The sequence below is a fragment of the Spongiimicrobium sp. 3-5 genome, assembly GCF_046557915.1.
GTDB lineage: Bacteria > Bacteroidota > Bacteroidia > Flavobacteriales > Flavobacteriaceae > JBHEBG01.
In genome coordinates this window covers 1,024,934-1,040,209 of the sequence record NZ_JBHEBG010000001.1, presented here as the reverse complement: position 1 = coordinate 1,040,209, position 15,276 = coordinate 1,024,934, and the positions used below count along the sequence as shown (strand labels likewise).

The following is a 15,276-nucleotide window of genomic DNA, read 5'->3' as shown; positions in this document are numbered from 1 at the left end:
AATGAAGTCAATTACAATCAAAGGATCAGAAAGAGAAAGCGTGGGCAAGAAGGCAACAAAAGCCCTACGTAATGCTGGAAAGGTTCCTTGCGTAGTATACGGAGGGGATAAACCATTACACTTTTCAGCAGATGAACTAGCGTTCAGAAATTTAGTGTACACTCCAAATGCGCATACCGTTGCAATTGATTTGGAAGGTGGTACCAAAGTAGATGCCGTAATGCAGGATATACAATTTCATCCGGTGACGGACAGAATATTGCATATCGATTTTTACCAACTCTTCAAGGACAAGGAGGTTACCATGAACATTCCTGTTAGGCTGGTAGGTAATTCTCCAGGTGTTAAGAATGGTGGAAGGCTGTTGTTCAGAAAAAGAAAATTGGCAATCAAGGCCTTGCCAGATATGTTACCCGATTTCTTTGACATCGATATTTCAAAATTGAAAATTGGTGATAACATAGCCGTATCCACATTATTAAATGACGAATTTTCAATTCTTCACCCGGACACTACGGTTGTAGTACAGGTTAAAACCGCTCGTGCTGCTATTGTTGTTGAGGAAGAAGAGGAAGAAGAAGGAGTGGAAGGAGCTGAAGCAACTGAAGGAGCTGAGACTACCGCAGAAGGTACTGAAGCACCTGCTACAGAGGCCGCTGCAGAGAGTAACGATTAATTTCGTCTAAATAATCATAACTAAAAGCATCCGCCATGGCGGATGCTTTTGTATTTTTATACACATGAAGCTGCCGTTATGTTCCGATTTTTAAAATTATTTTTTAAAGAAAAAAGTATAGTTGAAGAAACGGATGTTATGAAGAAATTTTTGATTGTAGGTTTGGGAAACATAGGTAATGAATACGCAAATACCAGACACAACATCGGTTTTAGAATAATAGATGCCCTAGCTGAGCAAGAAACGCTTTCCTTTGAGACTGCAAAGCTCGGTACCATTGCCCGGGCAAAAATAAAAGGGAAGGCGGTTTTGCTGTTAAAACCCTCTACCTATATGAACCGCAGCGGAAAAGCTGTTAAGTATTGGATGGAGAAGGAAAAGATACCGCAAGAAAACCTTTTGATCATTACCGATGATCTTAACCTCACTTTTGGCACCCTCAGACTAAAAACTAAAGGCAGTGATGGTGGTCACAACGGACTGAAGGATATTCAACAGGTATTACAGACTTCGGTCTATAATAGATTTCGTTTTGGCGTAGGCTCGGATTTCAGCAAGGGAAAACAGGTAGATTACGTGCTTGGTGAATGGACCGATGAGGAATTGCAGACCTTATCGGAACGCTTAAAAAAATCTACGGATCTGTTACGATCTTTCGTCTTTGCAGGAGTAAAGACCACTATGAATGTCTTTAACGGTACTTAAACATTTTACTGCACCTTAAACTCAAAAACCCCGGAATCTGAGGTATTGCCCTCAGCATCGCGGGTAACCACACGCCAATAGTAAGCCGTATCGGAGGTTACACTAACTTTAAATTCTGTAGTGGCAGCGGCAGGGGAAGCTACCAAGGTTGTGGGCGGGGTAACTTCGGAAAAGTAAAGTTCATATCCCTCTATATCGTTATCCACGTCAGCTGAAGACCAACTGAGCAGTACTTCGTTGTTTATATCTTTAAATACCGTAGTACCAGAAGTAGGCGTTGTTGCTTGCGCCCGAAAAGGAGCATAGGTAGTCTGTGAACCTGCATTGTAGAACTGCCATGTTTCGCTAGTTGCCGTTCCGTTTGCTTCAGAATTTCTGCTGACAACGATCCAAGAATAAGGTGCTCCCTTTTCCAAGGGAAGCTGGGCAAACAGCGTTTGCACACTAATAGTCTGTGTTATATTTGTATTGAGGTTTATGGCACGTAATTCGTACAAATCGGTATTTGTTGCGGCTCGCCATCTAAACTCTACTTGACTTGTAGTTTCGTTTAAGCTAACACCTGTTGTACATTCGGAGTTTTGAAACGGAAATTCCAAAACCGCACTTTGGGGCAATGGTGGAGGGGCATCATCGCCACCGCCGCCGCAGGATAGCAGAAATAAACAAAACGGTATGGCAAAGATCAAAGGTTTCTTCATCGCTTTATCACTTTATAAGTCCTTTTAACGGAACTACCATCAAAACTTATGAAATACATCCCAGAAGGTAACCCGGTAAAATCCAAATCGACCTCACTACTATTACCACTGTACGTTTTTGTGCCAACAAATCTACCATCAGCAGTATATATGGTTAGGTTAAACGCCCCATTGCCCGCCCCTAAAAACACTTTTGCAATATCCTCTACAGGGTTGGGGTAAATAATAGGCTCGTTAGCCGTAAATATTTGTTTTTCATAAACTCCCTGACAGGGCAGGTTAGTGGTGACTTTTAAGGTATTAACCCCTTCTTTTAGATTCACTGTTATTTCCGAATCCGTAGTTTGGGTAACCACACCATTCAGTTCAATATTGTACAGACCACCGCCATTTAAGGTTAAAGATGCCACTTTGCCGCTTGGTGTTACTACCGCCGTTACATCTAGGGGAGCCGGTTCATTTATAACGGTATCAAAACAAAACGCTTCATAATCTATTGCCCCGTCCGTACCTGTAATACATACATTGTAGGTGCCAGCGGTAAGGTTTGCCAGTGTATAACTCTCTGTAAAGTCCTCGCTTACATTTACGCCGTTTCCATCAACAGTTACGGAATAGGTAATGGACGTGTCCGTAGCATCAATTTCCAACAATCCATCATTATTGTTCCTACAGGTTTCGCTTTGTATGGCTACGGAAAAATTATCGCTAGGGAATCTATAAACCGGACAACCTGTTAAATCCACTTCAGTACCTTTGGGAGTTCCCAGACATAAATCGTCTCCATCATCAAATACCCCATCATTATCAGAATCTGGTCTAAATACACCTTCAACGCATACATCCAAGGAAAAGGAATTTAACGCCCCGCCGTCTACGGCAGCATTATCTTTAACTTGCAATATCCACTCGCCCAACAAGGATTCTCCTTCCAGTGAAGCCAATGATCCCAAAGGTTTTACAATACCGCTGATCCCCGGGGTACCACCGCATACAAAACTTGGGGCTTCATCATCAAAAGTGGCATTTATATTTGCCAAATTACCACAAGAGCCCGACGTAAGTATTATCGTTGTTCCCGAGGGAGAAGTTAAACTTATCTCCAAATCGGCCAGAAACGTATGTGTAATATCTAAATTTACATTTACATCGGCAATGGTCAAATCCTCAAAAAAGGCTATTTTAGAAATAACCGTTGGTGTGCCTATTGCAGAAATGGCTGCGGGTAATCCTGAGGCAGATTTAGCATCGCAACTAATTTCGATAGTGGTAAAACTAAAAGGAGTTCCAAAAGTACCCTCGCCACAATCATTTTTAGGTTTAACCCGCCAAAAATAGGTAGTCTGCTCTATTAAGTTTGAAGCTAAATAAAAATTGAATATTACGGATGTAGACTCTATAATATTGGTAAATCCGGCATCGGTAGCTATTTCAATGTCATAGGCCGTAGCGTTAGGGCTATCCTCCCATTGAAAAACCTGCTTTATACCTGTATCTAAAAGCCCATCTGCAGGAGCGCTTAAAACCACATCGCTAAAGGTATTGTTATATATATTTAAATCTATTTCCACCGTTTCACTAACACTGGCGGAGGTTGCGGTTATTTGAACCGGATAATTCCCTGCAGTCACGCCAGCGGTATTGGAAAATGTGATGCTAACTGGAGTGTTATTGGCAGTAGCGGTAGCCGGCAAAAAGACCACACCCATGCCCACAGGTGTACCAACTGCAGAGAAGGTAACCTCTTCTGCAAACCCTAGGAAGGTCTCATAGTTAAAAGGGACCACAATATCATCTGGCTGACAGGCTGAGAATTCCAATTGAGAAAAATTCAGTACTACCTGGGAAGCTGTAATGCTAAAATTGGCCGCGTTGACCGCAAAAAATATGTTATCGCTTGCTTTTACCATAACTCTTGCAGCAGCGGTAGCCACACCTGGCAATAAAACGGCATGTAATCCATCATTGGGTACATTTGTTGCCAATTGCGTTGGGAAGCTTACACCTCCGTCCACCGACAAATAAATATCTACCGTAGCAGCATTTATTGGTGTGCTGTTCGTATTGGAAACATCCCAAGTAATGTCTTGTGTTGTACCAGCTACATAAGAAACAGCGGTTGCTTGGGAAGTAACGGCAAAGGGCCCTGCACCATTTATGACACTTACATCGGTAAAGCCCGAAGCCACTTGCCCTCCTCCACTGGCATTATCCCTTACCGTAACCGCAAATTTCATTTCGCGCTCTACGTCGGAAACTGTTTCCCAAGCAGAATTGATGCTTGGATTAGATTGGGTAAGATTGCCCAATATAACACTAGATAATTGCGGAAAATACCGTTGCGGGCTCAATGAAGGCCTTTGGGACCTAAAGTTGGCGCCACTTGGATTGGTAGGTCCAAAAGAAGTATTTGTTACTACGCCATCATCTATTTGTTCCCAAGCGTAGGTGAGTATATCGCCATCAACATCCGTGGCGGATGCGGACAAAACAAAGGCCGTAGATTTTGGAATGATATAGTTCCCTATAGGGTCAACAATAGGCGCATTGTTCGTTAGGGGAGTTTCTACAGCACAACTGGTGGTTTCCAAATACTCAATTATCTGAAAAATACTGTAATAGTGAAAGTAATCATCCCCATTAGGTGCTACATTATTGGCCTGTGCAATACCTGCATACCCCATGATCGTGGTACCACTGCCCGGCTCTGCCTGCACCAACGTGCCTTCCGATTCAAAAGACCAGGTATGGTTGGCCCCAAATTGATGACCAAGCTCGTGCGATACAAAATCTAGATCAAACTTATCTCCTTCGGGTACGGTACCAGAGGAAAAGGCACTCCCTTTTTGGTTATCCCTACATACAGATCCTATAAACCCGGCATTACCGTTATCATTATCCTTATTAAAAAGGTGCCCCACATCATAATTGGCTTCCCCAATTGTGGAGGTAAGTACATTTTGTACCTCGGCATTGAGGTTTCCACTATAGGGGTCGGTAAGCGCATTTGTAAATATTACCAAATCATTATTTGGCACCAATTCCAAAGTAACGCCCAAATCTGTCTCAAAGACCTCGTTTACCCTTGTAAGTGTAGCATTTATGGCCGCTAAGGCATCTGCAATGGTCCCACCATGATGTTGTGTATACTCTCCTGTGGCAGAGACCGCAATTCTATATTTTCTGAGCGTTTGATCATCTACCAGTTTAAGGGTACTCCCCTTGCCCGTAAGACTTTTTTCTACACCCGATTTGGTGTCACAGATAAAATTGGTATCCGAGTTAAGCCCGGCATCCCTATTGTAGACCACGTAGTTACTTCCTTGTTTCGCCACTTTTTGCATAAACGTAGTGGTTCTACTATCTGCGTGCAGCATCATACTCTGTATACCATTGTGGGATACACTGAACCGTATTTTGTTTTTCCTATCGTTTACACCATACCCGACATAAGATTTTATCTGGGGGTATTTTTTTGCCAATTGTGGGGATAAAACCGGTGCCTCGGAAATTTGAAATGGTATCAATTTCCCTTCTTCATCCGGGAAATAGACCACTTTTGATGCTTGTTTAGAGGAAGCTGAAGATGACAGTTGTTTAGCAAATGCTTCTTTTTCCAAAGAGAAGACTTTCGCCTTTTTAAAATCTAACCGTTTTAGGGAATTTGCCGTTACTGCATTTTGCGAAATTTGGGGACTCCAGTAGTTGGTTTGGGAAAACCCGTAAAAGCAGGCAAAAAATATGGTTATTGGAAAAACAAGACGTAATTTTGTAATCATCTTGGGTTTTTATAAAGATTCAAATGTAAGCCTTTTTCTTATTTAATTTAAGTGGTAACAGTCCAAAGCATTTCTAAATACGACAAAAAGCATGCAACGGCTATCACCATTGGTACATTTGATGGTGTTCATGTTGGCCATGTGCAACTGCTAAAACGTCTCATAAATGATGCCAAAGCTTTAAATTTAAAGGCTACGGTACTTACTTTTTTCCCTCATCCGAGAATGGTCCTTCAAAAAGATGCCGATATAAAGCTTTTGAACACTATAGACGAAAGGACCCAGATTTTAGAAAAAACGGGCTTGGATTATCTAATTGTACATCCCTTCACCAAAGCATTTTCTAGACTTTCGGCTACCGAATTTGTTAGAGATATCCTTGTTAACGATTTAAGGATAAAAAAAATAGTCATAGGTTACGACCACCGCTTTGGAAGAAACAGAAACGCCAATATAAACGATTTGATCGCTTTTGGAGGTATCTTAGATTTTGAGGTAGAGGAAATTCCTGCACAGGAAGTAGACGAAGTATCCGTAAGCTCCACAAAAATTAGAAAAGCATTGTTAGCCGGCGACGTTAAAACCGCCAACCGTTATTTGGGGTATGATTATATGCTTACCGGAACGGTACAAAGGGGCAAAGGACTGGGAAGACAACTAAATTTCCCAACAGCAAACCTTCATATAGAGGAAACCTATAAACTTATTCCAAAAATTGGGGTTTACCTTGTAAAGAGCGTTTTAGATGGTTCTGAAGTACACGGTATGATGAATATTGGTTTTAACCCTACAGTTTCGGGCACCAGGAAAAGTATAGAAATTCATTTTTTCGATTTTGATGAAGACCTTTACGGAAGAAAGATTCAAATAGATATTTTAAATCGAATTCGTGATGAGCACAAATTTGATTCCGTAGAGGAACTTAAGATACAATTGCAGAAAGATAAGATTACCTCCTTGTCATTGATAGGCAAACCATAATACGAAATGTCCGATGTTAAACCGATTTCTTTTTAGAAATATTGACAATAGCTCCCTCATTATTTTCCGGATCTTTTTCGGGATACTGATAAGCTTGGAATGTTACGGGGCAATTTTAACCGGTTGGGTAAGAAGAACACTTATAGAACCTTCCTTTACCTTTACCTTCATTGGTTTCGAATGGTTACAACCCCTTCCGGGCAATGGTATGTACTTCTACTTTTTTGCTATGGGCACCCTTGGGATATTTATTTCCTTGGGGTATAAATACCGTTTCAGCATTATATCTTTCACTCTACTCTGGACGGCGGTTTATCTAATGCAAAAAACCTCCTATAACAATCACTACTATTTGTTGGCACTGATTTCGTTTATCATGATATTTATGCCCGCAAATACCTCGTATTCCCTAGACGCAAGGCAAAATGCTACTATAAGGAAAGATTATATGCCCAGCTACGTAAAATGGGCCGTGGTATTGCAACTTTTTGTGGTCTACACTTATGCTTCCATAGCAAAATTATATGGCGATTGGCTAGACTTTAGCATTATTAAAATACTGATGCAAGGCAGGGCCCATTATTACGTTATCGGAGAGCTGTTACAACAAACTTGGGTAATCTATACCGTAGGAGTCGTTGGCATACTGTTCGATTTATTGATCGTTCCGGCACTACTTTGGAAACCTACCCGTAAAATTGCCTTTGCTTTTTCCATCGTCTTCCATTTGTTCAACTCCATTGTATTTCAAATCGGTATTTTTCCATATTTGGCATTGGCATTTACCGTATTCTTTTTTGAAGCAGAAAGCATACGCAAGCTGTTCTTTAAAAAGAAGAAGCCCTATACAGAGGATAAAATTATTATCCCTAAACACAAAAATTTATGGTTGGTAGGTCTTAGCGGATATTTTGTACTACAACTGATACTTCCCATAAGGCATCATTTCATAAAAGATGACGTACTCTGGACAGAGGAAGGACATCGTATGAGTTGGCGCATGATGCTAAGAAGTAGATCGGGAAACATACAATTTAAGCTGGTTAACAAAGAAAATGGAGAAAAAAAACGGATAAATATCCACGACTACCTTACAAAAAAGCAAGCGAGAAAAGTAGGCTCCCATCCCGATTTTATTTGGCAGTTTGCGCAATATCTAAAAAAAGAGCATGCCAAAAAAGGGCAGGATATTGCCGTATATGTAAATTGCGAGGCAAGCATTAACGGTAAGCCCTACCAACCACTTATAGATCCAAAAATTGATCTTGCCAGTGAACCTTGGAACCATTTTGGCCATCATGAATGGATTCTTCCATCCGAAAAGACCAAAAACGGAGCGGAGTAGTTTTCCACTGCTTGTCCTATCATTCTAAAACCATATCATTTGTTTCACTATAGCATTGATACATTGACCAATTAGCATTAAATTTGCCCCTTAAACCAGAAAGTAAATGTTGCAGCTCCAGGCCTTACGCGAACAAAAAGACAATATAATAGAAGCTCTGAAAAAGAGAAACCTAGAGGCTGCTCCCCTAGTAGAGGCCATTCTAGTACAAGACGAAAAGCGTCGCTCCCTACAAACTAAATTAGACAATACACTGGCAGATGCCAATAAGCTATCCAAGGAAATAGGCATGCTTTTCAAAAGTGGTAAAACTGAGGAAGCAAATAAAATTAAAGCACAGACAGGTAATCTAAAGGAAGTTTCCAAATCGCTTAACGAAGAGTTAAACCTAGCCGCGGAAGAGCTTCAAAACTTACTGTATCAAATCCCCAATGTACCGCATAAATCTGTCCCTGCGGGAAGTTCGGAACAAGACAATGAAGAAATCTTTAGGGAAGGGGATATTCCTAAGTTAACGGCCGAAGCCCTACCTCATTGGGAACTGGCAAAAAAGTACGATATCATAGATTTTGAGCTTGGGGTAAAAATCACCGGTGCGGGGTTTCCCGTATACAAGGGTAAAGGCGCAAAATTACAACGTGCATTGATTTCCTATTTTCTAGATAAAAATACCACGGCCGGTTATACCGAAATGCAGGTGCCACACCTGGTAAATGAAGCTTCGGGTTATGGCACAGGGCAATTGCCAGATAAAGAAGGGCAAATGTACCATGTAAAGGCAGATGACCTTTATTTAATTCCCACTGCTGAAGTACCCGTTACCAATATGTTCCGCAATCAGATCTTGAGTGAAAAGGATTTCCCAATTTGTTGTACGGCCTATACCCCGTGTTTTAGGAGAGAGGCCGGTAGTTATGGCGCGCATGTGCGGGGATTGAACCGCTTGCACCAATTTGACAAGGTAGAAATAGTGCGGATAGAACATCCTGATAACTCCTACACCGCTTTGGACAACATGGTTAACCATATTAAGGAAATCCTTAACGAGTTAAAACTGCCTTATAGAATTTTACGATTGTGTGGTGGTGATTTGGGCTTTACGGCCGCTTTAACTTATGATTTTGAAGTATTTTCTACAGCACAGGACAAATGGCTAGAAATTAGTTCGGTTTCTAATTTTGAGACTTATCAAAGTAATAGGTTAAAACTTAGGTATAAAGATGAACGCGGAAAAACGCAGTTGGCGCATACCCTAAATGGTAGTTCCCTGGCCCTACCACGGGTTTTGGCCGGAATCTTGGAAAACTATCAGGATGGGAACGGCATACAAATCCCAGAGGTATTGATACCCTATACCGGTTTTGAAAGAATAGACTGACCATAGTAGTTCATCTACTCCAAAGTACCCTAAAATATGGGCTTGCACTGAACAATCCTTAGGAAAGACACCTCCCAAATTAATATCTATGGATATTTCTTTGTAAAACCCTTAACACTAACTTTCTACAATCTGCGTATCTTTGAAAAAAATCGAGATTGCGAATAATTCTGTTTATTCTTGCTTTTTGCTCCATGCAAGCGTTGTTTTCCCAAGACGATTTTCTGGCAAAACAATATATAAACGATGGCGAATACAAAAAGGCGCTGGTCTTTTATGAGAAGCTTGTCAAAAAAAATCCGCGTAGAACGGATTATGCCGAAGGTCTTGTACTTTGCTATCAGCAATTGGAAGACTATACAAAGGCAGAGACCTTCCTATTAAAAAAAATTAGCGAAAAAAATACCTATCCTACACTATTGATAGAGCTGGGGCATAACTACAGTCTGCAAGACCTTCCCCAAAAAGCTGCCGAATACTACGAAAAGGCCCTTAATAAAATAGAAGAAAACCCAAATTATGGATACGGTATTGGTTTCAGATTTCATAAATACGTGTTATTGGATTATGCCATAAAAGCATATTCCAAGGCCATGCGGCTAAATCCGGACCTAGATTATAATTTTCAATTGGCCAGGATTTACGGTGAGCAGGGCAATATTGAAAAAATGTACGAATCCTATTTAGAACTTATTCGCTTAGGCAGATCATCAACATCCAATGTACTTAGAAACATTAGTGATTTTGTTACCTCGGATGCGGACAACCAGAACAATATAAAATTAAAGAGAATATTGCTTCAAAAAGCACAAAAAGATCCGGACTTGCTTTGGAACGAACTCCTCAGTTGGCTTTTTGTTCAGCAAAAACAATATAACAGTGCCTTTGGCCAAGAGAAGGCTATTTACAAAAGATCGGATGAAAACTCCATGCAACGTTTGGAAGGCTTAGGGAATTTGGCCATGGAAGATCAGGAACCAGAAATGGCCAAGGACATCTTTGAATATATAGCGGAAAAAAGTAATGACCTGGGTACCATTCTTAAAGCCAAGCTAAATTTAATAGATATTGAGCTTTTGGATGCCAACGACAAAAAACTGGTCGAAGTCCAAAAAACTTTTGAAACCTTATTGGCCAATTATGGTTACCAAAGCAGATCATTGCGCTTGCAAATAGCGTATGCCAATTTTTTGACCTTCAAAAAAGGAAATCCGGAAAAGGCGATCAATATCCTGAAAAAAAGCCTGGAATTGTCTCTGAACAGGTTTGATAGAGGCTATGTAAAAATGGCTCTCGGAGACATTCTGGTTTTCGACAAGAAGTTTAACCAGGCATTGATCTACTTTTCGCAGACCCAAAAGGATCTTAAGAACGATGTGCTTGGCCAAAATGCCCGGTTTAAAGTAGCACAGACAAGTTTTTACAAAGGAGATTTCGATTGGGCACTTACCCAGCTCAAAGTATTACGAAGTTCTACTTCCCAACTTATAGCCAATGATGCCATGCAACTTAGTTTACTGATCTCCGACAATTCACTGGAAGATTCTACCCAAACAGCACTAAAAAAATATGCTAGGGCAGATCTGCTGGCCTATCAAAATAATACAAAAGAGGCCATAGAAGAACTCAATGATATACTAGAAAACCATAAAGGCGAAAAAATAGAGGATGAAGCATTGTTAAAGCAAGGGCAGCTTTTGGAACGCATCAAAGATTATGAGGCCGCAAAATTTAATTATCAAAAGATTGTTGAGTTTTATGCCTTCGATATTTTAGCTGATGATGCCCTTTTTGCACTCGCCGAGCTCTATAAAAATGTGCTTAACGAACCTGAAAAGGCCAAAAGTCATTATGAAAAGATCATATATGACCATCAGGACAGTTATTATTTTCCACTGGCCAAAAGAAATTATCGGATATTAAGGGGAGATGCCATTAATTAGATTTAGAGCCGGGGTTAAACAGCTTTAAGACCATCTTTGATCATTAAACTACAAATCACGAATATCGTATTTATTAAGTATGATACATATCTATAACGTTACCATAAATATTGAAGAATCCGTGCACGATAAATGGGTTAAGTGGATGAGAAATGTGCATATCCCCAATGTATTGGCAACAGGCAAATTTACCCAGGCAAAAATGTGTAGGGTGCTTGTAGAAGAAGAAATGGGCGGCATTACCTATTCCATACAATATACCGCGCCCAATAGAGAAACTCTGGAACGTTATTATAAAGAAGATGCCGAGCACATGCGTAAAGAGGGCAATACACTTTTCGCGGGCAAATTTGTGGCCTTTAGAACGGAACTGGAAGTAATAAGTGATCATGAGGTGGTACCCGCAAGTGCTACAGAACATCTTTTTGTTTACGGAACCCTTCAGGACGAAATGGTTCAACAAGACGTTTTTCTAAGAAAACCAAAAGCGCATCCAGACAGCCTTATTGGATATACCCTATCCCAAGAAAAAGTAGCTGATATTTATCCGGTAATAGTGAATTCCAATGACCCTTCGGATCAAATAATCGGCAAAGTATATACGCTTACACATAACGAACTTTTACGGGCAGATGCATACGAGGGAGGAGCATATCAAAGAATTAAGGTTACGCTCAACTCTGGCAACCAAGCTTGGGTATATATTGAAAAACCAATTTAGGCAAACCGCAAAACATCCATGGGCAAGAAAGGACATAACAAAGGTACGCGGCGTAAACATACCACTTGGCGACAAGATAGTCCGGTAAAGGCCAAAAAGCACTTGGGCCAACATTTCCTTACTGATGAGGACATCGCCTTAAAAATTGCGGATACCTTATCTTTTAGCGGCTATAGGAATGTAATTGAAATAGGCCCCGGGACCGGCGTACTTACCAAATACCTTTTACGAAATGATATTGATTTAGTGGCCATGGACCTAGATGCCGAATCCATTAGGTATCTAAACGATAGTTTTCCCTTGGAGTATCCGGATATAATGAGCAAAGCTGGCAAATTCACTGTTATGGAGGCCGATTTTCTGAAGTACGACCTTAAAAAAATATTTGGCAACCAACCTTTTGCCATTACCGGTAATTTTCCGTACAATATCTCTTCGCAAATTGTCTTTAAGATGCTAACACTTAAAGCACAGATTCCAGAGTTTTCCGGAATGTTCCAAAAAGAGGTGGCCCAACGCATTTGTGAGACAGAGGGCAATAAAACCTACGGCATCCTTTCTGTATTGGTACAGGCTTATTATAAGGCCGAATATCTCTTTACCGTAGAACCTTCCGTGTTTAACCCCCCTCCCAAGGTACAATCGGGAGTGCTCCGGTTAACCAGAAAAGAGAACTATACCCTCGGCTGTGATGAGCAGTTATTCATTAGGGTGGTAAAAACAGCCTTCAACCAACGCAGGAAGACAATGCGCAACAGTTTAAAAACATTTAACCTTTCCGATAATCTAAAAGAAGATGCTATCTTTGACCGTCGTCCGGAGCAATTGGCCGTGGCCGATTTCATTGCACTGACCAAGAAGATAGCGCATGATACCCTTTAAGCTCACAGAAGAACTGATAGCTGAAATAGAGCAACTCATAGAGAACCAAAAGAATACAAAACTTGAGGGCCTTTTGGAGGAGGTTCATTATGCGGATGTAGCAGAGATCATTAATGAACTCAATGAAGACGACGCAACCTACCTTATAAAACTCCTGGATAGCGATAAAACCTCGGACGTACTTACCGAGTTGGACGATGACGTAAGGGAAGCCATCTTAAACAACCTTTCGGTTAAGGAAATTGCAGGAGAACTAGAGGAATTGGACACCGATGATGCTGCCGACATTGTGGCAGAGCTACCGGACGAGATAGTACAGGAAGTAATCTCGGAGATAGAGGACAGAGATCATGCCAAGGATATCGTAGACCTACTTCGTTATGATGAGAATTCGGCTGGTGGACTCATGGCCAAGGAACTTGTAAAAGTCAACGAAAACTGGAACGTGCTTACCTGTGTAAAGGAAATGCGCGAACAGGCAGAAAATGTAACCCGGGTACATTCTATCTATGTAGTAAACGATGACGATGTTCTTCTGGGCAGACTGTCCCTGAAAGATTTGCTCACCACTTCCACAAAAACCCATATTAAAGACGTTTACATCTCCAAGGTAGATTCGGTAAATGTAAATGAAGATTCCGAAGAGGTAGCCAAAATTATGTCTAAATACGATTTGGAAGCTATCCCCGTAGTAGATGAAATGGGTAGGTTGGTAGGGCGTATTACAATAGACGATATTGTGGATGTTATCAAAGAGGAAGCGGACAAGGATTACCAACTAGCGGCAGGTATCTCGCAGGTAGTGGAAGCCGATGACAATATTTGGGAGTTAACACGTGCACGTTTACCCTGGTTATTCTTAGGACTTATAGGAGGTGTGGGAGCCGCAGCCATTATGGGCGGTTTTGAAGAGATGATAAGCAAACATGCTATTTTGTTTTTCTTTACCCCGTTAATTGCGGCTATGGCAGGTAACGTAGGGGTGCAATCTAGCGCCATAATTGTCCAAGGTTTGGCCAATGATGATTTAAAGGGAAGTGTTAGCAACCGCCTTATCAAAGAAATGCTCTTGGCAACACTAAACGGCCTAATTTTGGCCATGATATTATTGTTGTTCACCTGGTGGTGGAACGGAGATTTTAATACGGCCCTGGCCATATCCCTATCATTGGTAGCGGTTATTATAGTTGCCGGAATTATAGGAACGTTTATTCCCCTGTTTTTGGACAAGCGAGGCATAGATCCTGCCATTGCAACAGGTCCGTTTATAACAACGAGCAACGATATCTTTGGGATCTTGATCTATTTTTGGATTGCCAAACTTATTTTGGGGATTTAGGTAATTTATCAACCCTTAAAACCATTTATCGGAAATGGCCAGCACAAACCAGACACTTTTCTTAAAGACAGCGGCTATTTGCTCTTTCCTTGGAGCACTTACCACCACCTTGCTAATATTTTTGCCAAATCCTTCGGCCTCCGATTTTGAATCGAGCATTATGCTACATCAAAATGGCCTTTATATCGGCAAATTGTGGATACTCTTTATACACCCGCAAGTGAATATTTTGGCAAGCTTGGGTATCGCTTTTTTGTTATATAAAAAATACCCTTTCCAAATAATAATAGGTACGCTTTTCCTCATCGCATGGGCCTATACGGAAATGTCTCAACAAGCGCTGCTCATAGATAGCCTTAACCAAATTTGGCGCCCTGGTTATCTCCATGCCGCCGACGAAACCTCTAAAAACACATTTTTTACACTGATAAAAGCTGCAGACGGAATTTCGGACAGTAAATACTTTCTGGTAATTTATGGTTTTGGTCTGGGAAGCCTGCTCTACGGACTGGCATTTGTTAAAGAGAACGGACTGTCAAAATGGATTGGCGGCGCCCTTGTGTCCATAGGATTATTTAGCCTATTTTCATTTGGGAGGTACTACCTTGGACTAAGTTTTTTAAACCCAATAGTAGATGGGTGGTACCAATGGATATACCCTTACCTTCAACCTATAGTAAGGATCGCAATAGGTATATGGATCCTAAAAATGTTAAGCGCACGTAAGTGAACTCCATTTATGGAATCTAGAGGGCGGGTAAGTGCGAAATATTGATTAAAAAGTGCTTTTTGTTTGAGGACAAGCGCAATTATTCGGATATTAACC

At 41.0% G+C, this 15,276-nt stretch carries 12 protein-coding genes and 1 pseudogene; 11 read left to right on the top strand and 2 right to left on the bottom strand.

Annotation, left to right across the window (positions count from 1 at the left end; all coding sequences use genetic code 11):
- The first annotated feature begins 1 nt into the window (after window position 1).
- Window positions 2-676: a 50S ribosomal protein L25/general stress protein Ctc gene (locus ACEQ81_RS04695; protein ID WP_411029687.1), complete on the top strand. Its 675-nt coding sequence runs from the start codon at window positions 2-4 to the stop codon at window positions 674-676.
- Between the two features lie 78 nt (window positions 677-754).
- Window positions 755-1,381, top strand: a complete 627-nt coding sequence (gene pth, locus ACEQ81_RS04690) for an aminoacyl-tRNA hydrolase (RefSeq protein ID WP_411030373.1) — start codon at window positions 755-757, stop codon at window positions 1,379-1,381.
- Between the two features lie 5 nt (window positions 1,382-1,386).
- Here pth and ACEQ81_RS04685 read toward each other — a convergent pair whose 3' ends face one another.
- Window positions 1,387-2,082, bottom strand: a complete 696-nt coding sequence (locus tag ACEQ81_RS04685; protein WP_411029686.1) for a hypothetical protein — start codon at window positions 2,080-2,082, stop codon at window positions 1,387-1,389.
- Entirely contained in the window at window positions 2,079-5,861 is a 3,783-nt protein-coding gene (locus ACEQ81_RS04680) for a reprolysin-like metallopeptidase (protein WP_411029685.1), read from the bottom strand. Before ACEQ81_RS04680 ends, ACEQ81_RS04685 begins: the two co-directional genes overlap by 4 nt.
- 51 nt (window positions 5,862-5,912) lie before the next feature.
- Between ACEQ81_RS04680 and ACEQ81_RS04675 the strand changes: the two genes are divergently transcribed.
- The 9 genes and pseudogenes from ACEQ81_RS04675 to ACEQ81_RS04635 all read left to right on the top strand — a co-directional run bounded on the left by ACEQ81_RS04675 (window position 5,913) and on the right by ACEQ81_RS04635 (window position 15,180).
- The gene (locus ACEQ81_RS04675) at window positions 5,913-6,842 is read left to right on the top strand and encodes a bifunctional riboflavin kinase/FAD synthetase (RefSeq protein ID WP_411029684.1); all 930 of its coding nucleotides are present in this window, start codon (window positions 5,913-5,915) and stop codon (window positions 6,840-6,842) included.
- 13 nt (window positions 6,843-6,855) lie between these two features.
- Entirely contained in the window at window positions 6,856-8,187 is a 1,332-nt protein-coding gene (locus tag ACEQ81_RS04670; RefSeq protein ID WP_411029683.1) for an HTTM domain-containing protein, read from the top strand.
- Window positions 8,188-8,293: 106 nt separating this feature from the next.
- A complete protein-coding gene (gene serS / locus ACEQ81_RS04665; protein ID WP_411029682.1) occupies window positions 8,294-9,565 on the top strand; it encodes a serine--tRNA ligase in 1,272 nt (423 codons plus the stop codon).
- 194 nt (window positions 9,566-9,759) lie between these two features.
- On the top strand, window positions 9,760-11,508 hold the full coding sequence (locus ACEQ81_RS04660) for a tetratricopeptide repeat protein (RefSeq protein WP_411030372.1): 1,749 nt from the start codon (window positions 9,760-9,762) through the stop codon (window positions 11,506-11,508).
- A gap of 79 nt (window positions 11,509-11,587) precedes the next feature.
- A pseudogene (locus ACEQ81_RS04655) lies at window positions 11,588-11,899 on the top strand (DUF4286 family protein); the annotation flags it as partial.
- A gap of 3 nt (window positions 11,900-11,902) precedes the next feature.
- Complete coding sequence (locus ACEQ81_RS04650) at window positions 11,903-12,229, top strand: gamma-glutamylcyclotransferase family protein (protein WP_411030371.1); 327 nt, start codon at window positions 11,903-11,905, stop codon at window positions 12,227-12,229.
- An 18-nt stretch (window positions 12,230-12,247) separates the two neighbouring features.
- The gene (rsmA, locus tag ACEQ81_RS04645; protein WP_411029681.1) at window positions 12,248-13,111 is read left to right on the top strand and encodes a 16S rRNA (adenine(1518)-N(6)/adenine(1519)-N(6))-dimethyltransferase RsmA; all 864 of its coding nucleotides are present in this window, start codon (window positions 12,248-12,250) and stop codon (window positions 13,109-13,111) included.
- Entirely contained in the window at window positions 13,098-14,450 is a 1,353-nt protein-coding gene (mgtE, locus tag ACEQ81_RS04640; protein ID WP_411029680.1) for a magnesium transporter, read from the top strand. Before rsmA ends, mgtE begins: the two co-directional genes overlap by 14 nt.
- A 34-nt stretch (window positions 14,451-14,484) precedes the next feature.
- Window positions 14,485-15,180: a hypothetical protein gene (locus ACEQ81_RS04635; protein WP_411029679.1), complete on the top strand. Its 696-nt coding sequence runs from the start codon at window positions 14,485-14,487 to the stop codon at window positions 15,178-15,180.
- Window positions 15,181-15,276 lie beyond the last annotated feature (96 nt).

What these genes read in the sequence shown, in the direction of transcription:
- ACEQ81_RS04660 (WP_411030372.1), top strand. Translation starts at nt 9,760, where the DNA reads ATGCAAGCGTTGTTTTCCCAAGACGATTTTCTGGCAAAACAATATATA.
- pth (WP_411030373.1), top strand. Translation starts at nt 755, where the DNA reads ATGTTCCGATTTTTAAAATTATTTTTTAAAGAAAAAAGTATAGTTGAA.
- ACEQ81_RS04695 (WP_411029687.1), top strand. Translation starts at nt 2, where the DNA reads ATGAAGTCAATTACAATCAAAGGATCAGAAAGAGAAAGCGTGGGCAAG.
- serS (WP_411029682.1), top strand. Translation starts at nt 8,294, where the DNA reads ATGTTGCAGCTCCAGGCCTTACGCGAACAAAAAGACAATATAATAGAA.
- ACEQ81_RS04680 (WP_411029685.1), bottom strand. Translation starts at nt 5,861, where the DNA reads ATGATTACAAAATTACGTCTTGTTTTTCCAATAACCATATTTTTTGCC.
- mgtE (WP_411029680.1), top strand. Translation starts at nt 13,098, where the DNA reads ATGATACCCTTTAAGCTCACAGAAGAACTGATAGCTGAAATAGAGCAA.
- rsmA (WP_411029681.1), top strand. Translation starts at nt 12,248, where the DNA reads ATGGGCAAGAAAGGACATAACAAAGGTACGCGGCGTAAACATACCACT.
- ACEQ81_RS04670 (WP_411029683.1), top strand. Translation starts at nt 6,856, where the DNA reads ATGTTAAACCGATTTCTTTTTAGAAATATTGACAATAGCTCCCTCATT.
- ACEQ81_RS04685 (WP_411029686.1), bottom strand. Translation starts at nt 2,082, where the DNA reads ATGAAGAAACCTTTGATCTTTGCCATACCGTTTTGTTTATTTCTGCTA.
- ACEQ81_RS04635 (WP_411029679.1), top strand. Translation starts at nt 14,485, where the DNA reads ATGGCCAGCACAAACCAGACACTTTTCTTAAAGACAGCGGCTATTTGC.